The 16,238-nt window shown below is 72.2% G+C and carries 18 protein-coding genes; all 18 read left to right on the top strand.

Going from position 1 to position 16,238, the window contains the following annotated elements:
- Window position 1: 1 nt before the first annotated feature.
- A complete protein-coding gene (locus tag ACGFI8_RS29040) occupies window positions 2–712 on the top strand; it encodes a GPP34 family phosphoprotein (RefSeq protein WP_392809674.1) in 711 nt (236 codons plus the stop codon).
- Between the two features lie 352 nt (window positions 713–1,064).
- Window positions 1,065–1,298, top strand: a complete 234-nt coding sequence (locus ACGFI8_RS29035) for a hypothetical protein (RefSeq protein WP_392809672.1) — start codon at window positions 1,065–1,067, stop codon at window positions 1,296–1,298.
- A gap of 62 nt (window positions 1,299–1,360) precedes the next feature.
- A complete protein-coding gene (locus ACGFI8_RS29030) occupies window positions 1,361–2,806 on the top strand; it encodes an APC family permease (protein WP_392809671.1) in 1,446 nt (481 codons plus the stop codon).
- A gap of 139 nt (window positions 2,807–2,945) precedes the next feature.
- Complete coding sequence (locus tag ACGFI8_RS29025) at window positions 2,946–3,821, top strand: hypothetical protein (protein WP_392809669.1); 876 nt, start codon at window positions 2,946–2,948, stop codon at window positions 3,819–3,821.
- Entirely contained in the window at window positions 3,818–5,098 is a 1,281-nt protein-coding gene (locus ACGFI8_RS29020; protein ID WP_392809667.1) for a pyridoxal-dependent decarboxylase, read from the top strand. Before ACGFI8_RS29025 ends, ACGFI8_RS29020 begins: the two co-directional genes overlap by 4 nt.
- Complete coding sequence (locus tag ACGFI8_RS29015; RefSeq protein WP_392809666.1) at window positions 5,092–5,655, top strand: hypothetical protein; 564 nt, start codon at window positions 5,092–5,094, stop codon at window positions 5,653–5,655. Before ACGFI8_RS29020 ends, ACGFI8_RS29015 begins: the two co-directional genes overlap by 7 nt.
- Before the next feature lie 29 nt (window positions 5,656–5,684).
- Window positions 5,685–6,608, top strand: a complete 924-nt coding sequence (locus tag ACGFI8_RS29010; protein WP_392809665.1) for a hypothetical protein — start codon at window positions 5,685–5,687, stop codon at window positions 6,606–6,608.
- Window positions 6,605–7,351 carry a GNAT family N-acetyltransferase gene (locus tag ACGFI8_RS29005; protein ID WP_392809663.1) on the top strand — a complete coding sequence of 249 codons (747 nt, stop codon included), beginning with the start codon at window positions 6,605–6,607 and terminating at the stop codon, window positions 7,349–7,351. The genes ACGFI8_RS29010 and ACGFI8_RS29005 overlap by 4 nt, the downstream gene beginning before the upstream one ends.
- 415 nt (window positions 7,352–7,766) lie before the next feature.
- Complete coding sequence (locus ACGFI8_RS29000; RefSeq protein ID WP_392809661.1) at window positions 7,767–8,582, top strand: hypothetical protein; 816 nt, start codon at window positions 7,767–7,769, stop codon at window positions 8,580–8,582.
- The gene (locus ACGFI8_RS28995; RefSeq protein WP_392809658.1) at window positions 8,579–9,841 is read left to right on the top strand and encodes a fibronectin type III domain-containing protein; all 1,263 of its coding nucleotides are present in this window, start codon (window positions 8,579–8,581) and stop codon (window positions 9,839–9,841) included. The genes ACGFI8_RS29000 and ACGFI8_RS28995 overlap by 4 nt, the downstream gene beginning before the upstream one ends.
- Window positions 9,838–10,134, top strand: a complete 297-nt coding sequence (locus tag ACGFI8_RS28990) for a hypothetical protein (protein ID WP_392809657.1) — start codon at window positions 9,838–9,840, stop codon at window positions 10,132–10,134. The genes ACGFI8_RS28995 and ACGFI8_RS28990 overlap by 4 nt, the downstream gene beginning before the upstream one ends.
- On the top strand, window positions 10,131–11,084 hold the full coding sequence (locus ACGFI8_RS28985; RefSeq protein WP_392809656.1) for an aminoglycoside phosphotransferase family protein: 954 nt from the start codon (window positions 10,131–10,133) through the stop codon (window positions 11,082–11,084). The genes ACGFI8_RS28990 and ACGFI8_RS28985 overlap by 4 nt, the downstream gene beginning before the upstream one ends.
- A gap of 254 nt (window positions 11,085–11,338) precedes the next feature.
- Window positions 11,339–12,301, top strand: coding sequence for an SAM-dependent methyltransferase (locus tag ACGFI8_RS28980; protein ID WP_392809654.1), 963 nt, complete (start codon window positions 11,339–11,341; stop codon window positions 12,299–12,301).
- Between the two features lie 67 nt (window positions 12,302–12,368).
- Entirely contained in the window at window positions 12,369–13,550 is a 1,182-nt protein-coding gene (locus ACGFI8_RS28975) for a hypothetical protein (protein WP_392809652.1), read from the top strand.
- A gap of 17 nt (window positions 13,551–13,567) precedes the next feature.
- Complete coding sequence (locus ACGFI8_RS28970) at window positions 13,568–14,530, top strand: hypothetical protein (protein WP_392809650.1); 963 nt, start codon at window positions 13,568–13,570, stop codon at window positions 14,528–14,530.
- Between the two features lie 163 nt (window positions 14,531–14,693).
- Window positions 14,694–15,086, top strand: a complete 393-nt coding sequence (locus ACGFI8_RS28965; RefSeq protein ID WP_392809648.1) for a hypothetical protein — start codon at window positions 14,694–14,696, stop codon at window positions 15,084–15,086.
- Between the two features lie 273 nt (window positions 15,087–15,359).
- Window positions 15,360–15,836, top strand: a complete 477-nt coding sequence (locus ACGFI8_RS28960) for a GNAT family N-acetyltransferase (RefSeq protein ID WP_392809646.1) — start codon at window positions 15,360–15,362, stop codon at window positions 15,834–15,836.
- 182 nt (window positions 15,837–16,018) lie between these two features.
- A partial coding sequence (locus ACGFI8_RS28955) for a hypothetical protein (protein ID WP_392809645.1) occupies window positions 16,019–16,238 on the top strand: 220 nt, incomplete at its 3' end.

The raw sequence follows: 16,238 nt of genomic DNA, 5'->3' as shown, positions 1-16,238 counted from the left end.
GATGACCAATCCGATCGGGGAGCGGCCAGCGCCGCCCCTGCGGCAGCCGCTGCGGGTCGAGCTGTTCTTCCTCACCCACTCTGAGACGGGCGAGCGGCTGGCCAGCCCCGCCGCGGTGGGCGTCGCGCTGGCCGGCGCGGTGCTGCTCGACGAGCTGCTGCGGCCGGTCACACGGGTCCACGTCGCGGACCGCCGGATGATCGTCACCAACCCGGGCTTGTCCGGCGACCCGGTCGCGGACTGGGCGGTCAGCCTGCTCGCCAGCTCCAGCGGCATGTCGGCATTGACGTCGCAGCGGCGGTGGATGGACGTGCGCGACATCATCCGCGCGCTCGCCGCGGACGCTTACGAGCGCACCGCCGCCGGGATGTATGCGGGGGGCCTGATCGTGCAGGCCTCGCGTCGGCGGATCGCGCGTGGGCGGCGGCGGTATCCGCCGACCGACCCGAACGTCATTCCTCGTATCCGCGGCCGGGTGAACAGCACATTGAGTGGCCACACCGTGCCCGACGTGCAGACCGATGCGCTCGGCGGGCTGATCCGGGCCCTCGACCTGGTCTGCGAGCTGTACCTGGACGGTGCGCTGTTCGACGTGCCCGCGGCGCTGCGACGGATGGTCGAGCGGGTCGGTGCCGACCAGCCGGCCGCCGGGCACGTGCTGGCCGAGACCTACAGCCTGATCGGTGAGGCGGCGGTTGCGGTGTACCGATGAGCGTTTCCTGGCGGTGTGCGCGTCCCGGACTCGGTGCCGGTCCGGGGCGGTCGGGCGGCGGCCCGTAACCCTTGACCGCCGAGGGTGGCCGCTGCCCATCCGGGGTGGTCCCGGCCGTAGGCCTCCCAGGGCCGGGCCACCCCACCACCCACTCACTCACGTTGCTGACCTTGTTCCGGCCGACCTATCTGCGGAGTTCGACACCATGACAACGACCACGACCACCACGAGGCGGCCAGCGCGGCTGCGCGCACGGCTTGCCCGTCTGCTGTCCCGATGTCGGGGACGGTCTACGCCCGCCGAGGTCGGGTACGCGGTCCGCTGCGACTGGCCGGCAGCGACCCAGGGTGGCGTGTGTCACGACGTCAGCAGGTTCACGACGAGCCAGCGGCGGGCGCTGCGACGCGCCGCTGCCACGCAACGATTCTGGCGCCCCGGGCCGCTGCGCCCGCTCGCCGTGACTGTCGTGCCGATCAGCCGCGCCGAGTTCACCACACACCCGCAGGCGTGCACCTCACTCGCCTGCCCGACCACAGCCGTGTTGTACGGCCTGACCGCCGGCGAGTCAGCGGGAGTCCCGGCGTGAGCGCGGCTACCTGGACTGGGCAGCCGCCCGGCCCAGTGCCAGGCTCAGGGAAGCCGGGCCTGGTGCGTGGCCTGGTGTCGCCGTTCGCGGTGTGGCAGTTCCAGGTCGGTGCGTCCTCGCCGCTGACGTTCGTGGTCGGTGGTGTGGTCACCACCTACGCGGTGACCGGGGTCGTCGGGGTCCCGCTGACGTTCCCGATCATCGGCGTCTGCCTGGGACTGCTGTCGGTGGGCTATCTGGCGATGTCCTACCGGCAGCGGCATGCCGGCGCGGCGTACGCGGCGATGGCGGTCGGCCTCAGTCCGCGGTGGGGCGTCGCCGGCGGGTTCATCGCCCTGGTGTCGTACCCGGCGCTGCAGATCGCCCTGCTCGGGCTGTTCGGCGTGAACATGGCCGACCTCACCGGCCGCGGGTCGTGGCAGGTGTGGGCCTGGGCGGCCTGGCTGCTGCTCGCCGCCTTCGGAACCCTGCGCTACACCCTGGGCCAGTACACGGTCGCCGGGATCACCATCGTCGAACTGGCGGTGATCACGATGATGGCGATCGCGGCGTTCGCGCACCCGCACGACGGGCACATCACCGTAACCCCGCTCACCCTGAGCGCGTTGTGGTCCGACCAGGGCCAGATCGGTGGCACGTTCGCCTTCGGGGTTGCCGCGTTCCTGGGCTTCGAGTCCGGGCCGGCGTTCTCGGAGGAGATCAAGGACGAGCGGTCCGTGGTCGCGGCCAGCGTCCTGACGCTGGTGTTCCTGACCGGCTTCCTGACCGTGGTGGCGTGGTCGCTAGCAGTGTGGACCGGCGCCGACCGGATCGTCGCGGAGGCGACCAGCGCACTGCCCTTCGACATCATCACCCGGTACTGGGGCGCGACGGCCGGAACGGTGATGGGGGTGCTGCTCATCAGCAGCGTCTACATCTCGATGCTCAGCTTCCACAACACCACGAACCGGTACGTCTACGCGATGGCGAGGGAGCGGGTGCTGCCCGGGTTCCTGGAGCGGGTCGGGCGCACCGGGGGCCGGTTCGAGGGCACCCCGTGGCCGGCGTCGCTGGCGCAAAGCGGCCTGGTCGCGGTGGTGCTGGCCGGGTTCCAACTGGCCGGCGCGGATCCGATGGAGGACATGTTCGTCTGGCTGTCCTCCGGGGCGGCGTTCGCGATCCTGACCATGCTGGTGCTGGTGTCGATCGCCGCGGTGCTGTGGTTCCGCAGCGGCCAGGGCGGCGCGGCATCGGTGTGGATCCGCACCGTCCTGCCGATCGTCGGCGCGGTCGCCGGGGCGGTCCTCGCAGCGGTCATCGCCTTCAACCAGTCGCTGCTGCTGCAACTGAAGCCGGGCTCACGATGGCAGCTGCTGATCCCGGCCTGCGTCGCGGCCGTCGTGGTCGCCGGGCTGCTGTACGGGGCATGGATCAAGACCGCTTACCCCGGCCGGTACGCCGGGATCGGCCGGGGACAGCCGAATCCGCTCACGGAGATCGACATCCAGCTGGGAGCGGTCCGTGGCTGAGGCACACCGCTACCAAGGTCCGGCGGGCGGGCACCGCGACGGCCCCGGATACCGCGGCCATCTGCGAGTAGTTTCCGCCGCGCCGACGCAGGCCGCTGCGCATACTCACACCGACAGGGACGCGAGGGGACGAACCGACGTGCCCGGTCAGTCCGCGCACCTGGTGCCGCCGACGCCCGGCCTGCCGCCGGCCGAGGACGGGACCGCAGAGCAGGTCCATTTCGCGCCGCCGCCGGAGTTCCTGCAGTATCCGGAACCGTTGGCGGCGCCGGCCGAGGATCTGTTCCCGCAGGTCCCGGTCTGGCCCGACGGACTGCTGCCGCACCGTGATGCGGTGATCGCGTTGCGGGCCGACATTGTCGAGCGGGTCAGGTCATTTGGCCGGTGGCATGCGTTGGAGGCGTTCAGCCGGCGGTTCCGCGGCCGGCCGATCGGCCCGTACGCGGTGGCGCTGCTGTTCTGGACCGCGCCCGATGCGCAGGGCCGGCAACTGCGCATCGACCGCCGCTACTACCCGAAGGTGCGGCTGACCAGCAATCCCGTCGACGTGCTCCAGCAGCTCGTCAGCCAGGTGCACGCCGGCTGGGCAACGCCCGGGTTCAACCTGCGCCGGACCCTGGTCAGCGACCCGGATCCGGACTGGACCGCGGCGCAACTGGGCACGGCAAAGTTCTTCGGGGTAGCCCTGTCGTCCCTGGACGACCCGCCCGGATCCGGGTCGTGGGCGAGAACCTCGCCGACCGTCGATCACGCCGAGGACCTGCCCATCATGTCCATGATCCAATGCATCGACGGCGGCCGGATGGTGGTGCGGCAGCTCGGCGCCGAAGGCCGCCGCGCGGTCCAGCGCAGCTCCAGCGTGGCGCTGCACACCGTTGCGGGGTTCGCGCCGTTCGCGTGGAAATACTCGCCCGACCTGAACCGGATCCCGGTCGAGCACCCGGACGCGCACGTCTGGCACCAGCTGCGGGAGCTGGCCCGGATGATCTACTGGGGCTGGGGGCAGCTGTCGTGAGCACCCGCAGCGCCAGCACGGTTGCCGATGCCGGCGGGGCCCGTGACGTCGTCGCGGCGCAGCGGCGCCTGCGCGCCATCCGGCGGCGCTTGGACGACGCCGTCCGTAACGACCTCGGGTATCCCAACGCCACCGATGTGGATCTCAAGAGGCTGGCCGAGTTCGTGCAGCGGCCGATGAACAACGTCGGCTGGCCCGGCCGGGCCAGCCGCGGGTTCCGCAGTCACACCCTCGAGGAGGAGTTCGAGGTTGTGCAGCGGGTGGCCGACCTGCTGCGGGCCCCCGCCGACGACCGCACCGGCCTGGTCACCACGGGCAGCACGGCCGCGATCCGTCACGCGCTGCTGCACGCGCGGGACCGCTACCGCAAGGTTGTTGTGTTCGCGTCGACTGCGGCGCACACCTGTGTGCGGAAGGTCGCCCGCCATCAGCTGCGGATGCCGTTCGTTGCGGTGCCGGCATCCCCTGGCGGGGAGATTGACTACACCGAGCTTGCCGCCGCGGTCGGCCGCCGTCGGCCCGGCGTGGTGCCGGTGGTGGTGGCGACGATCGGCACGACCATGTTCGAGGCGGTCGACGACGTGCGGCAGGTCCACCTGGCACTCGACGCCGCCGGGGTGTCCCGGGAGGCCCGGCATGTGCACGCCGACGCGGCCCTGGCCGGGCTGGCGTTGGCCGGGTTGCCGCCGGTGGCGCGGCCGGGGTTCGACTTCGGTGACGGCGCCGACAGCGTCAACATTTCCGGCCACAAGTTCCTCGGGGTGCCCGAACCGTGCGGCATCCTGGTCATCCGCCGCTCCGCATGCGCGGACGCGGACGAGACCGTCACCTACACCGGCGCGGTCGACCTGACCATGGACGGTTCCCGGTCCGGGCACACCCCGCTGATGTTGTGGTGGGCGCTGCAACAGTTCAGCCCGGACGTGCTGCACCGCCGGGCCGAGGTATCCCGTGCCAACGCCCGCACCGCGGTGGACTGGCTCACCGCAGCCGGGATCCCGGCCGGCCGGCACGAACACGCGTTCACCGTCGTCCTGCCCCGCCCGCCGGAGCCGTTCCTCGACACCTGGCCCCTGGCCGTCGACGGCGACTGGGCGCACATCATCTGCATGCCCGGCAAGAGCCTCGACGATGTGCACCGCTTCGTGGGCGACTACGTCGCGGTGATGCGGCCACCGCAGCTGGCGGCCCGGCCGGTCCCGATCCCACCCACCCGGCATCCGACGCCGAAACCGTCGCCGGATCTGGCCGAACTGAAGGACCCGATCGCGTGCTAACCCTCGCTACACCGCTGCGGGTGCTCGACCCGCTGCAGCGCCACCGCGACCGCCCCGCCGACGCCGTCGGTCACGTCCTCTACGCGGTGCGCGCCGGGCGGCTCATCGAGGCCGAGACGCCGCACGGCCCGGACCGGTGGACCTGCCGCATCGTCGACTGCACCGGCGACCCGCAGTGCCGGACGGTCCTTACCGGCGCGGACCTGGCCACCGCCCTCGACCTGGCCGACCTCACGGGCACTGGCCACCCCGACCCGGCCACCCACCTCGTGGCCTACCGCGCCGCCTGGCGCAGCCAGGCATGGCACCGCTGCGGCAGCCGGGCCGGAGCCGTCGCCGACCTCCTCACCGGCGACGTCGGCCGGGACCTGACCGTCGACCTGGACTCGCCCCACACCAGGGTCCGCGCACAGCAGGTTCACATGCTGCCCGTCGGCTTCAAGCAGGTCCTTGTCCGCCTTACCACCGCTGGTCTGCTCCACCCTGTCGACGACGGCGGTGGCCACCAGCGCGCCGTGCTCACCCTGCCACCACGACCGGCCCTCGTCCTCGCCTGACCACCGTCAACCGCTGCCTGGAGGCGTCCATGTTCACCGCCGCACCCGCCGCGATCGTCCAGGAGGTGCCCGGCCTGCCCGCCATGGCGCGGGTGCTGGTGCTGCCGGACGAGGCGCCAGCGGCGAGCCGGTTCATGCTCGGGCTCGCCGGGCGGGCCGTCGACGCGGCCCGACGGGCCGGGCGGAACCAGGTCGTCGTGGCGGTCTGCGACGCCTGCGAATGCTGCGACACCTACGGCCACGCGGTCAACATGCAGGCCGCGAGCGCCGGGATGGACCTCACCGTGTTCCTGGCCGCTGGCGGCACGATCAGCCGCCCTCGCCCGGCCGCGGCCGCCGCGTCCACCGTGGCCGGCCGGCCGGGCCCGAACGGCCACATCATCGACGGCAGCTACGCCGACGCGGTCGCGGTCAGCAAACGCCACGCCGCCCAGATCGGCGCGGCCGATGCGAACGTGCCCGGCCCGCACGGCAACCACGGGATGTGGGCCCTCGCCGTCCACCTCGTCGACCTGCTCGGCTGCCTGCCGGAACCGCCGACGGCGATCTGGACGCCGCTGGACGAGCTGGTGCCCGCCCTCGACGCGGCGCTGCTGCTCATGGGCTGGCCTGCCACCCTGACCGCCGTCACCCGGCAACCGCCACCGGGGGTGCGCCTGCTCCGCCCGGCGGCGGCCTGGCCGGACTCCCCGCTCTACCAGCAGCTCGGCTCCCGCGACGGCGCCAACTGGATCATCGAGGCTGGCGACGACCAGGCCGAGCACGCCCGACGGCTCCTGGCCGACGCCGGCATCACCACGACCGCCACCGCGGCGCTCGGCCTCGCCGGCCTGCTCAACACCACCGACCGCCGTGCGCCGGGCCGGGCACCGGCAGGCGAGGCCGAGGCGGGGCAGCAGCTCGTGCTGGTCGCGCCGAGCTCGGCCGCCGACGTCACCGGGCCGCGCCAATGAGCCTATGGTCCGGCGGCACGATCCGCACCGCAGGGCTGCAGGACGCCACGGCCGTCGGCGACGTGCTGGCCGCCGCCCTCACCGACACCGCGCTCGGCGCGCTGCTGCCGGTCAACCGCACTGGGCGTCGACGCGTCCTGCGACAGGTGTGCACGGCTCTGGCCGCCGCGGCTGTCGTCAACGGCGGCACCGTGCACGTGCGCAGCGACGTTGCCGGCGCGGCGATCTGGCTCCCCGCCGACACCCCCACCAGCGCCGCGGCACAGCCAACCGACCGGACCGGCAGCACCTCGGCCATCGCCGACGTGCTCGACATCGCGGTCATGGACCTCGACACGGTGCCGGCCGCAGCGGACGGAGTCCCGGCCGCGGGCGCCGCGCTCAACCACACCACGCAAACCGTGCTGGACACGCTCGCCGCCCTGCTGCGCCCCACCGTGCTCCCTCGTCGCGGCGGCACCGCGGGCGCATGGTTCCTCGTCGCATTGGGCGTCGACCCGGACGCCCGCCGCGAGGGTGTCGCCCGGCAACTGCTCACCGATCAGCACGACGCCCTCGACCGGCACCGTGCACCCGCCGTCGCCGTGGCGATCGACCCCGCCGGGCAACAGCTCTACGCAACCGCCGGCTACCGGCCGCATCACGTCGACCCCGTCGCGGATGGCCTGGCCGTGCAGTGGCTCGTGCGCTCGCCGGGCCCCATCGAACTGGTCACGCCGCGCCCCTCCTGGCGGACCGGATGAGCGCATCGGCACGGCGTTCGACGCCCCTGCTGGTCGGTGACCAGCCAGCTACCGTCACCGGTGGCCGTCCTGTGCCTCTGTCATCACCGAGCGGCAATGCCGCTGCCCGAGCGTGCCGCCGCCGGTCGCTGCGTCCGGCTGGCCTTGCCGGGCCCGTGACCGCTGCTTCCCACGCCTGTTCCCGGTCGCTCCGCCCGGCAGCGGTGTTGTGCACCAGTAACGCCGTCCGGCGAGTCGCCGCTCCAGCCGTGCCGCAGCCTGGCTGGCATCTTCACGCAGGCGCTGGGGCAGTTCGCGGCCCCGATGTGATGCCGCCGGCATCATCGCCAGCCGGGCCGGTGCAACGGTGCCCGGGCGTGCCCCTGCAGCCTCCGGCGCCGCATGTGCCGGGCTGCCGCAACGCCGGAGGCAGCCGATGACGGCGGCGGAGCCGATCGAGTGGGACGGCGTCCTCGACCTGGCCTACACCCTGGCCAACGCCGGCGAATACACGGGCGCCGCCGCGGTGCTGGGCGCTTCGCTGAGCGTGCTCGACCCGGCCACGACCAGGCCCGATGAGAACGTGATCGCTGCCGCCGTGCTGTTTGTCCGTGTGGTCGATCCGACTATGGACCTGGTGCCTGATGAAGTCGCTTGGGCCCGCTACGCCCACCAGGCGGCGCACACCTTGCACGGACCCGACGGCCTCACCACGATAGAGGCTACCGAGGCTCTCGCGCTGGCCCTGGCCAGTCACGACCGGTTCGCCGAGGCGGAACAGCTGCGCCGCGACCTCATCCGGTTGCACCTCGATCGCGGCGACATCGACGCCCACCTGCTGGCCCGGATGGACCTCGCGCAACAGTGGCACGACGCCGGACGCTGCGGCGACGCCATCCGCGAGGCGACGGCCGCGTGGCAGCAGTGGATCATGCACCACGAGCCCACGGACGGCCACTCGTTCGCGATCGCCATGCACCTGTTCTGGATGCTGCTGGCGTGCAACCGGGTGGACGAGGCGCAGGCGATCGCCGTCGCCGCTGACCTGCAGGCCCCTGAGCCCGGCGACGCCACCTACGACGTGCTCTGTGCGCTGCTGGCCAGCCTGGTGGCGGGGATGCAGTACCACGAACCCGTCTGCGCCCGCCTGCTCGACCGTACCGCCGGTCTCCGAACGGCACGTGATACGGCCGTCACGCGCAGGCTCGTGCGGGACCAGCGCGGCGAGGCCGGTGAGCCATGGCCGCGATGACCGAGCAGCGCGCCTCAGCCCGCCACCGGGCGGCATTGACCAGCCACGACCTGCGGGCCGCGGCCCGCTGGTTCGTCAACGCCGACTACGACCGCGCCCTCGTCGAGCTCGACGCACTCCGCCGAGCAGTCTGCGACGTCACCCCCATCGACCGCGACATCGCCGATGCAGCCGCCCGGTATCTCGGGCTGACACTGCTGCACCTCGGCCAGATCGACCAGGCCGTCGAACTGCTGGCCGATCAGGCCGCCGACCTCATGGCCCGGCGCGGCGAGACGGACCAGCAGACCGCGCTGACCCTGGTCGCGCTCGGCGACGCACTGCGCCGCCACGCCACCACCCGCACGCTCGGCCAAGCGGCAGGCTGCTACCAGCAGGTCACCGGCCTGCCGCACGACGACGCTGACCTGTGGTGGGCGCGGCGGTTCGCCGCCGCTGGGCTGGCCCTGCTCGACGCCGAACACGGCCGCTACGCGCAAGCCCTGGCGGGTCTCGCCGCGACCGTGTCCGACCTGGTCGAGTCCGGTGGCCTGGCCCGCCACGACGTGCTGCACCTCGTCGACGAGGTCACCGCCCTGCAGGTGCGCCTCGGCGCCACCACGCACGCATACAGGCTGCTGGACGAGGCCCTGCCCGCGGCGACGACCGTGCTGAGCGGCCGCCACCCGCTCACCCGCCGGCTGCAGCTGCGCCGCACCCCTTCGGTCACCAGCGCTGCCGCAACGTCCAGGAGCACGCCGACCGTAGCCGGCGTCGCGCGACGGCGACTCACCCGCTGGTATCACGCCTGGATCGCCGCGTCGCTCGTGGTCGGCTTCCCGTTGGTCGGCAGCGTCAGCGCGGCCGTGACCTACGCGATGGCACGACCCGGCCCCGAGAGCGAGCATCAGGCAGTCGCAGCGGCCACCCGCCCGGCGGCGGCTGCAACGGCCTCCTCCTTTGCGGCCGTGCCCCGGCCCGCGCCCGGCAATGTCCGCATCGCTGCGGTGACCAGCAGCTCTCTCACCGTGACGTGGACCGACCCGAGCGGCGGTACCCGGCCCACCGCCATCTCCCTGTCCCACAGCGACAGCCCATTCGCGCCGGTCGCCGTCGTCCAGGCCGCCGCGACCAGCCGCCACCTCACCGGCCTGCAACCGAGCACCCGCTACTGCGTCGTTGTCGCGACGGTCTACGCCCCCTCGGTCCTGGCTGCGGCGGCACCGGCCTGCGCCACCACACCGGCAACAACCGCCCCGCATCCACAGGAGCAGCGATGACCTCCATCAACCCCAGCACCACCAAGCGCGCGGCCTCACTGCCCGACAACGACGGGGACCGCTGGCTCAACCGGATCCGGGCCGACGCCAGCGTGATGCCGGCGGCATCACCGTCCACCTGGACCGGACTGCTGCTCAACCGCCCGCCGACGTACCTGCCGGCGCTGGACGCAGCGTGCGGCGGCATCAACTGCTCGTTGGCGGCGATCCGCGACGGCGCCGGATACCGACACGTCGGCACGCTGACCCGCTGCCTCCGGGCGGCCGTGACCAGCCCGGAGATCGCCTCATGACCCGGCTCGTGTCCCACGCTGCCACGGCGACGATCGACCCGCTCGACGAGGCGATCCTCGGGCAGCTGCTCGGCGCCAGCGCCGTCGAGCTACGAGTCGCACCGCAGGCAACGCTCGGGCAGGCTGATGAGCGCAGCGTCACCCACCGCTTCCAGCTCCACGACGGCCGCAGCGTGATCTTCAAGCGCACCCGCACCACCGTGGACGGCAGCCTGGAAGGTCCGCTGCTGCAAGCGCTGCGTGCGACCGGCCTGCCGGTCCCGGCGGTGATCGCAGAAACGGCGGCCGGCGGGTGGCACGGCCTGCTCATGCACGACCTCGGCCCGGACGACCCCAGCCGCCGGCCGCCGACGCTCGCCGAGGCCGCCACGCTCGCCGCGCAGGTCCACGCCTTCAGCCCGAACGTCCCGCTGCGCACCATCGACAGCTCGGATCTCGCCGAGGTGCCGCACCGCGCGTTACACGACCTCGACCAGCTCACCGACCACGGTCAGCCCGCCGCCGGCCAGATCCAGCAGCGACTGCTGAGGCTAGCCGACCTGGCGCATCGGCGCGCCGCCTGCGCCGATGCGCAGCCCGTGGGCCTCTGCCACGGCCAGCTCCACCCGAGCAGGCTCCTCCGCGCGACCGGCGGCCGGGTCATCGTCGGCTGGTCCGGGGCCTACATCGGTCCCGTCCTGCTCGACCTCGCAGCACTGTGCGCCGACTGGCCGACGAGCCCCGGACAGACGCTGCGATCCTCCTGGACCCACCTGCGCGCCAGCTACGGCAACGCCGGCCACGACCGCTGCGGCGACCTTCCCTCCGACCGGTGGGCCATGGGCTGGCATCAGCTGCGCCGAGCAGCCGCCACCCTGGCCGACGCGGCCGCCAACGGTCACACACTGCCCCTGCCGGCCACAGCGGTGGTCATCGCGCAGCTCCAGGACGCGCTGGAGGACCTCTCGTGACACCGCCGCCGAGCCCGCCACGGCCGCGCACTGCGGTCCACGGTCAGCCCAGCGTCCCGCCCGGCCGCGCAACCCCCAACACCCGGCCTGCCCAACCCATCGACGATGGAGTCACTGCCCATGTTCACCCCGCTGGCAACACCGATAGCCCCGGATGCCGCGAGCCCGGCCAACGCCGCCGTCGCAACGACCTGCAGCCGAGGTCAGCGCAGCCACCGCACCGCCGTCCACGCCTCTCTGGGCGGGATGCCGTCATGCCCAGCGTGACCCCACCGGCCGACGGTCCCGCGGCGGCGGCCTACCAGATCGACACCACAGTTGCACATCCTGCGCGCCGCTACAACTACTGGCTGAGCGGGAAGGACAACTTCGCCGCCGACCGCGAGTCCGCCGACGCCATCGCCAAAGTGTTCCCCCACGTGCGGATCGCCGCCATCGAGAACCGCCGGTTTCTGCACCGGGCGGTCGCCTACCTCGCCCGGCACGCCGGCATCCGGCAATTTCTCGACATCGGTGTCGGGCTCCCACTCGAACCCAACACCCACGAGATCGCGCAGGACATCGCGCCTGACTGCCGGGTCGTCTACGTCGACAACGATCCGCTCGTCATGGCCCACGCCCGGGCACTGCTCACCAGCCACCCGGAGGGCGCCACGGCCTACGTCGAGGCCGATCTGCGTGACCCGGCAGCGATCCTGGACGACCCCGGCGTGCACCACACCCTCGACCTGTCCCAGCCGGTCGGGCTGTTGTTGGTCGCCGTCCTGCACTTTCTCGCGGACGACGAGGCAACCCACGCGGTCTCCGAACTCCTCGCCGCGCTCGCACCAGGCAGCTACGTCGTGCTCAGCCACGGCACCACGGACTATGCGAGCGACGACACCGCGGCCCGGATCCCATCTCTGCAGAAGAAGAACGAGATCCGCTTCCGGCCACGGTCCCGCGAGCAGGTCGCCGGCTTCGTCGCCGGGCTGCACGCCGTCGACCCCGACCCAGCAGCACCGGGCACGGTCGCGCACCTCGTGCCGATCGACCGGGCCGGGTCGCAGCTCGTGTCGGTCGCGCAATGGCGGCCCGACCCGGGCGAGCCGAACCTGCCGCGGGACGAGGATGTCGCCTGCTACGGCGTCGTGGCTGGCGTACCCGACGGCGCGACGCCAGGAGACGGGGTGATGCCGGCGGCATCACCGGCCGCACCGGCGGAGCCCGAGCTATGAGCGGCGGTCAGGGCGGCGCTGACGCTGCCCTCCTGCGCCAGGCCCAAACCGCCGCAGAGCTGCTGCCATGACCGGCCAAGCCCTTACTCGGCCCATCGACGGCAGCCCGATCAACCCTGTCCCACGGGAAGGCGGCTGGCTGGGCACCGGTCACGGTGTCCTCGCCCGGGTGGCCGGCACCGTGCACACACCGACGCAGGCGGCCGCGTCCGTGGCGTATCTGTCGACCGACCTCGTGCACACTGCGCTGTCGGCCGTACCCAGCAGCCTGCCTATTGACCTGGCCAGCGACACCCTGCCGCTGGTACCGCCGCCCGTGCTGCGCCAGGGGGCAACACGGTTCTACGACGTCCACCAAGTCCTGCCGCCGCCCCACGGCCGGTCCGTGCCCGAGCTGCTGAGGCGGTTGCCGCGGTTGCCGCACGTGGCCGGCCTGCACCCGCTGCCCTGGACGCCGTACGTTGCCGTAGACCTCACCCGCGAGGTCACGTACCTCGACCCGAGGCACGCCTTCAACCGCGCAGTCACCAGGGGCGGCTGGCTGCACGACCAACTCACCGCACTCGCCCACGCGCTCGGCGACCCCGGCAACGTGCGCGGCATGCTCGGCCTGAGCGGCACCGCCGCGCTCGACCCGAGTCGCCTGCACACCCCACAAGGCACCCCCATGCGCCTCGACCTGGTGCTCTTCCTGGCGCTCGCACCGAGCGGCCTGGACATCGCCGCAGCCCTACGGTCCATCGGCGCCGAGCTGCCCGCAGACCTCGCCGACGATGACCCCCGCCTGATCCGCTACCGGGCGCACCGGCGTAGGTCGTCGCCGACCGACGCGGCCAGCGACGAGCGGTTCCGCGCCCGACGTAGCGACGTCGCCTGGCTGGGCAACGTCCAGCTCGACCTCACCCGTAGCGGTCCCCGGCAACGGAACACCGAACTGCCATACGCAACGCCGCCGCTGTACCAAACCACACGCGGGCTCACCATCCTCAACGTCACCGACAGCTGCCCGATCACGCTCCAGGTCACCGGCGCCCGGCCGTGCACCCGCGTCGTGGTCACCGCCCGCGGATTCCAAACCGTCTTCCGGTCCGGCGACCGGATCACGGTGGTCGGCGCCATGCACGGCGACCCCACCGACCCGGACCGGCCCAGGTTCCTGTCGGTCGACGACCACGCCGGCCACCGCATCACCCTCACCGCCGCAAGCCGGCGACGACCAGCCAGGACCACGCGCAACCAGCCCAGCTAAGCGACCAGGAGAAACCGATGGACCACCCCCACAACGACCAGGTAACCCGCGACGCCACGGCCCCCGGTGAACAAGCTGACACGAGCACGCCGCCGCGCCGACGCCGATCGCTGGCCATCGCCGCCAGCGCGGCGGCCGTCCTCACGCTGCTCGCCGCCGTCGCGGCCGGCCGGCCCGGCAGCCAGGCCGCGACACAGCCCAATACCCCGAACCGCGGCGCGACGCCCACCGCGGTATCCGGGCGGAACTGGCCATCGGCCGCCAGCACAGACCCGAAAGCCATGCTCGAGCGGTTCGCCGACGACCTGACCAACGCCCCAGCGGACCCTGCCCGAGCCCGATTCGAGTACATCGACGTGCGCACATGGGACTCGTTCGCCGCGCCGCCCGCCGCCGCGCCGTCCGGCCCGCCGCCGCCGCGGCGCATACAGCTGTGGACCACTGGTAAGGGCGCCAGCCGCGCGGTAGAACTCGATGAGTCCCATGGCTGCCAACTAGTGTCCGACCAGACTGGCGATGACCTCGGCCTGTTCGACGGGCCGCTGTCCAGCGACCCGGACGCGGTCCGCCGGCAGGTCTTGCACGAGCCGTTGCCGTCCGGCGTCGTTCCTGACGTCTTCGGGCAAGTCGCAGGGATCTACAGCGCCCGGTTCTTGCCGTTGGCCACCCGCCAAGGCGTCCTGCGGATGCTCGCCCGCCTACCCGGTGTCGGCGTTCAACCGCAGATCACCGACCGTGCCGGACGTAGCGGGTTCGCGGTCACCTGGATCTATGCGCCGCCGATGCCGTTCACCGTCGCCAAGACGCTGATCTTCGACCCGGGAACGGGGCAACTGCTGGCCAGTCACAGCCAAGCGCACCGGCGGACCGACGCGACAACCCCACCGGACCAAGGCGACCACTACGCGATCTACGTATTGATCCTGACCAGCACGTACGCCCCGGACACGCACACGCCCGAGCTCGGATGCCCTCGATGAATATCAAGATTGACGAGCAGGTGCAGGGCAATCTGCGCGAGGAGGCGTGGACGCTGTACTCGGACGTGTTCGCGGAGCTCAACGCGGTGGCCGTGCAGCGCCATCTCATGTAACGCAACGAGTTCGACGACGTGATGGGCGATCCGCGGATCCAGAAGTACCTGTGTGCCTGGACGACGACGGGACGATCGGCGGGCTGTCGATCTACACCAACGATCTGGACGCGGTGCCGCTCATCGCGCCGCCGTACTTCGCCCGGCGCTGGCCGCAGCACTACGCCGAGCGGCGGATCTGGTACTGCGGCTTCGTGGCCACCAGTCCGACGCCCGGGCGGCCACCGCGTTCGGCGAGCTCGTCACCGCGATGTACCTCACCGCGGCGACGCAGAACGGTCTCATCGCGCTGGACTTCTGCAGCCGCACCGACGAGGTGCGGCACATGGCCCCACGTCGTGCGGCTGATGCTGCACCGCCTCTCCGGTGACGTGAAGGCGCAGCGCATCGACGAACAGCAGTACTGGCTGTACGAATTCCCGCCAACCGCCGCCGGTACGTAAGCGACAACACCAGTACACGGCAGCAACCTCCTGCCGTGGAACCAGACACCGCCGCAACGCGGTCCGGACTTCGTTTCAACCAGGGCCGCCCGCCAGCACAGACCCTTCGACCCTTGACAGGAGCACCGACACGATGACCGCCGCCCGGCCGGACTTCGGCATCCACACCCGCCGATCGACGCGATCGGCGCTGTCACTGGCACCCTCGCCGAGGGCTATCTTGACGGGGATCTGGCATCGTGGCTGGTCCCTGACCGGGCTACCCGCCGGTCGGTGTACGCCGACTACTGCGGCATCTTCGCCGAGTTCTTCCTCCAGCACGGCCAGGTCGACGCCACCGGGGACCTGGACGCCGTCGCGCTGTGGTGGCCGGTCGGCCGGCTCCTGGAGATGGATATCCCGGACTACGCCGAGCGTCTCGCCCACGTCACAGGTAACGCCGTGGGCCGGTTCGTGACCCTCGACATGACGGCCCGCGCGCACGACCCCACCTACCGGCCGCACCACTACCTCGCGTCCCTGGCGGTCCGACCGGACCGGCAGGGCCAGGGGATGGGCAGCGCACTGCTGCGCCACCGCCATACCCAACTCGACACCGACGCCACACCGGCCTACCTGGAGGCGACCGGACCGCGCAGCCGGACGCTGCTCCAGCGCCACGGCTACACGGCCTGGGGCCCGATCCGAATACCGGACGGTCCCGCGCTACATCCGATGTGGCGACCCAGGACCTACTCCCACCTGCGGTAAGCCGCCATCGGCGCCGGCACATCGATGCCATGCCCGCCGCGACCGCCGGCCGCTGTATCGCACTGTCCCGGTGATGCCGCCGGCATCACCCCAACCACGGCGCCACGCCTGGAGAGGAAACCCAGCTTGACCACGCAGCACAACGCGACCCGAGCACCCTGCCGCCGCTCGTTCCGCGCGAGGTGCTGTTTGGCAACCCCGCCAGGCTCAGCCCGGCGATCTCACCGGACGGCCGGCAGCTGGCATGGATCGCGCCCGACGAGGACGTGCTCAACGTGTGGGTCCGGGATCTGGACGGGGCACCGGGCCGCCTTGCGTCCCTGCTGTGGACCAGGTATCGCCGCGAGTATCTCTACGCGCTGGAGGAGCACCTCGGCGGGCTGCGCGACGACGGCTACGAAC

It is taken from the genome of Dactylosporangium sp. NPDC048998, assembly GCF_043197855.1.
In the GTDB taxonomy this organism is placed as follows: domain Bacteria; phylum Actinomycetota; class Actinomycetes; order Mycobacteriales; family Micromonosporaceae; genus Dactylosporangium.
The sequence above is the reverse complement of the archived record's forward strand: the minus strand, read 5'-3'. Positions and strand labels throughout refer to the sequence as shown.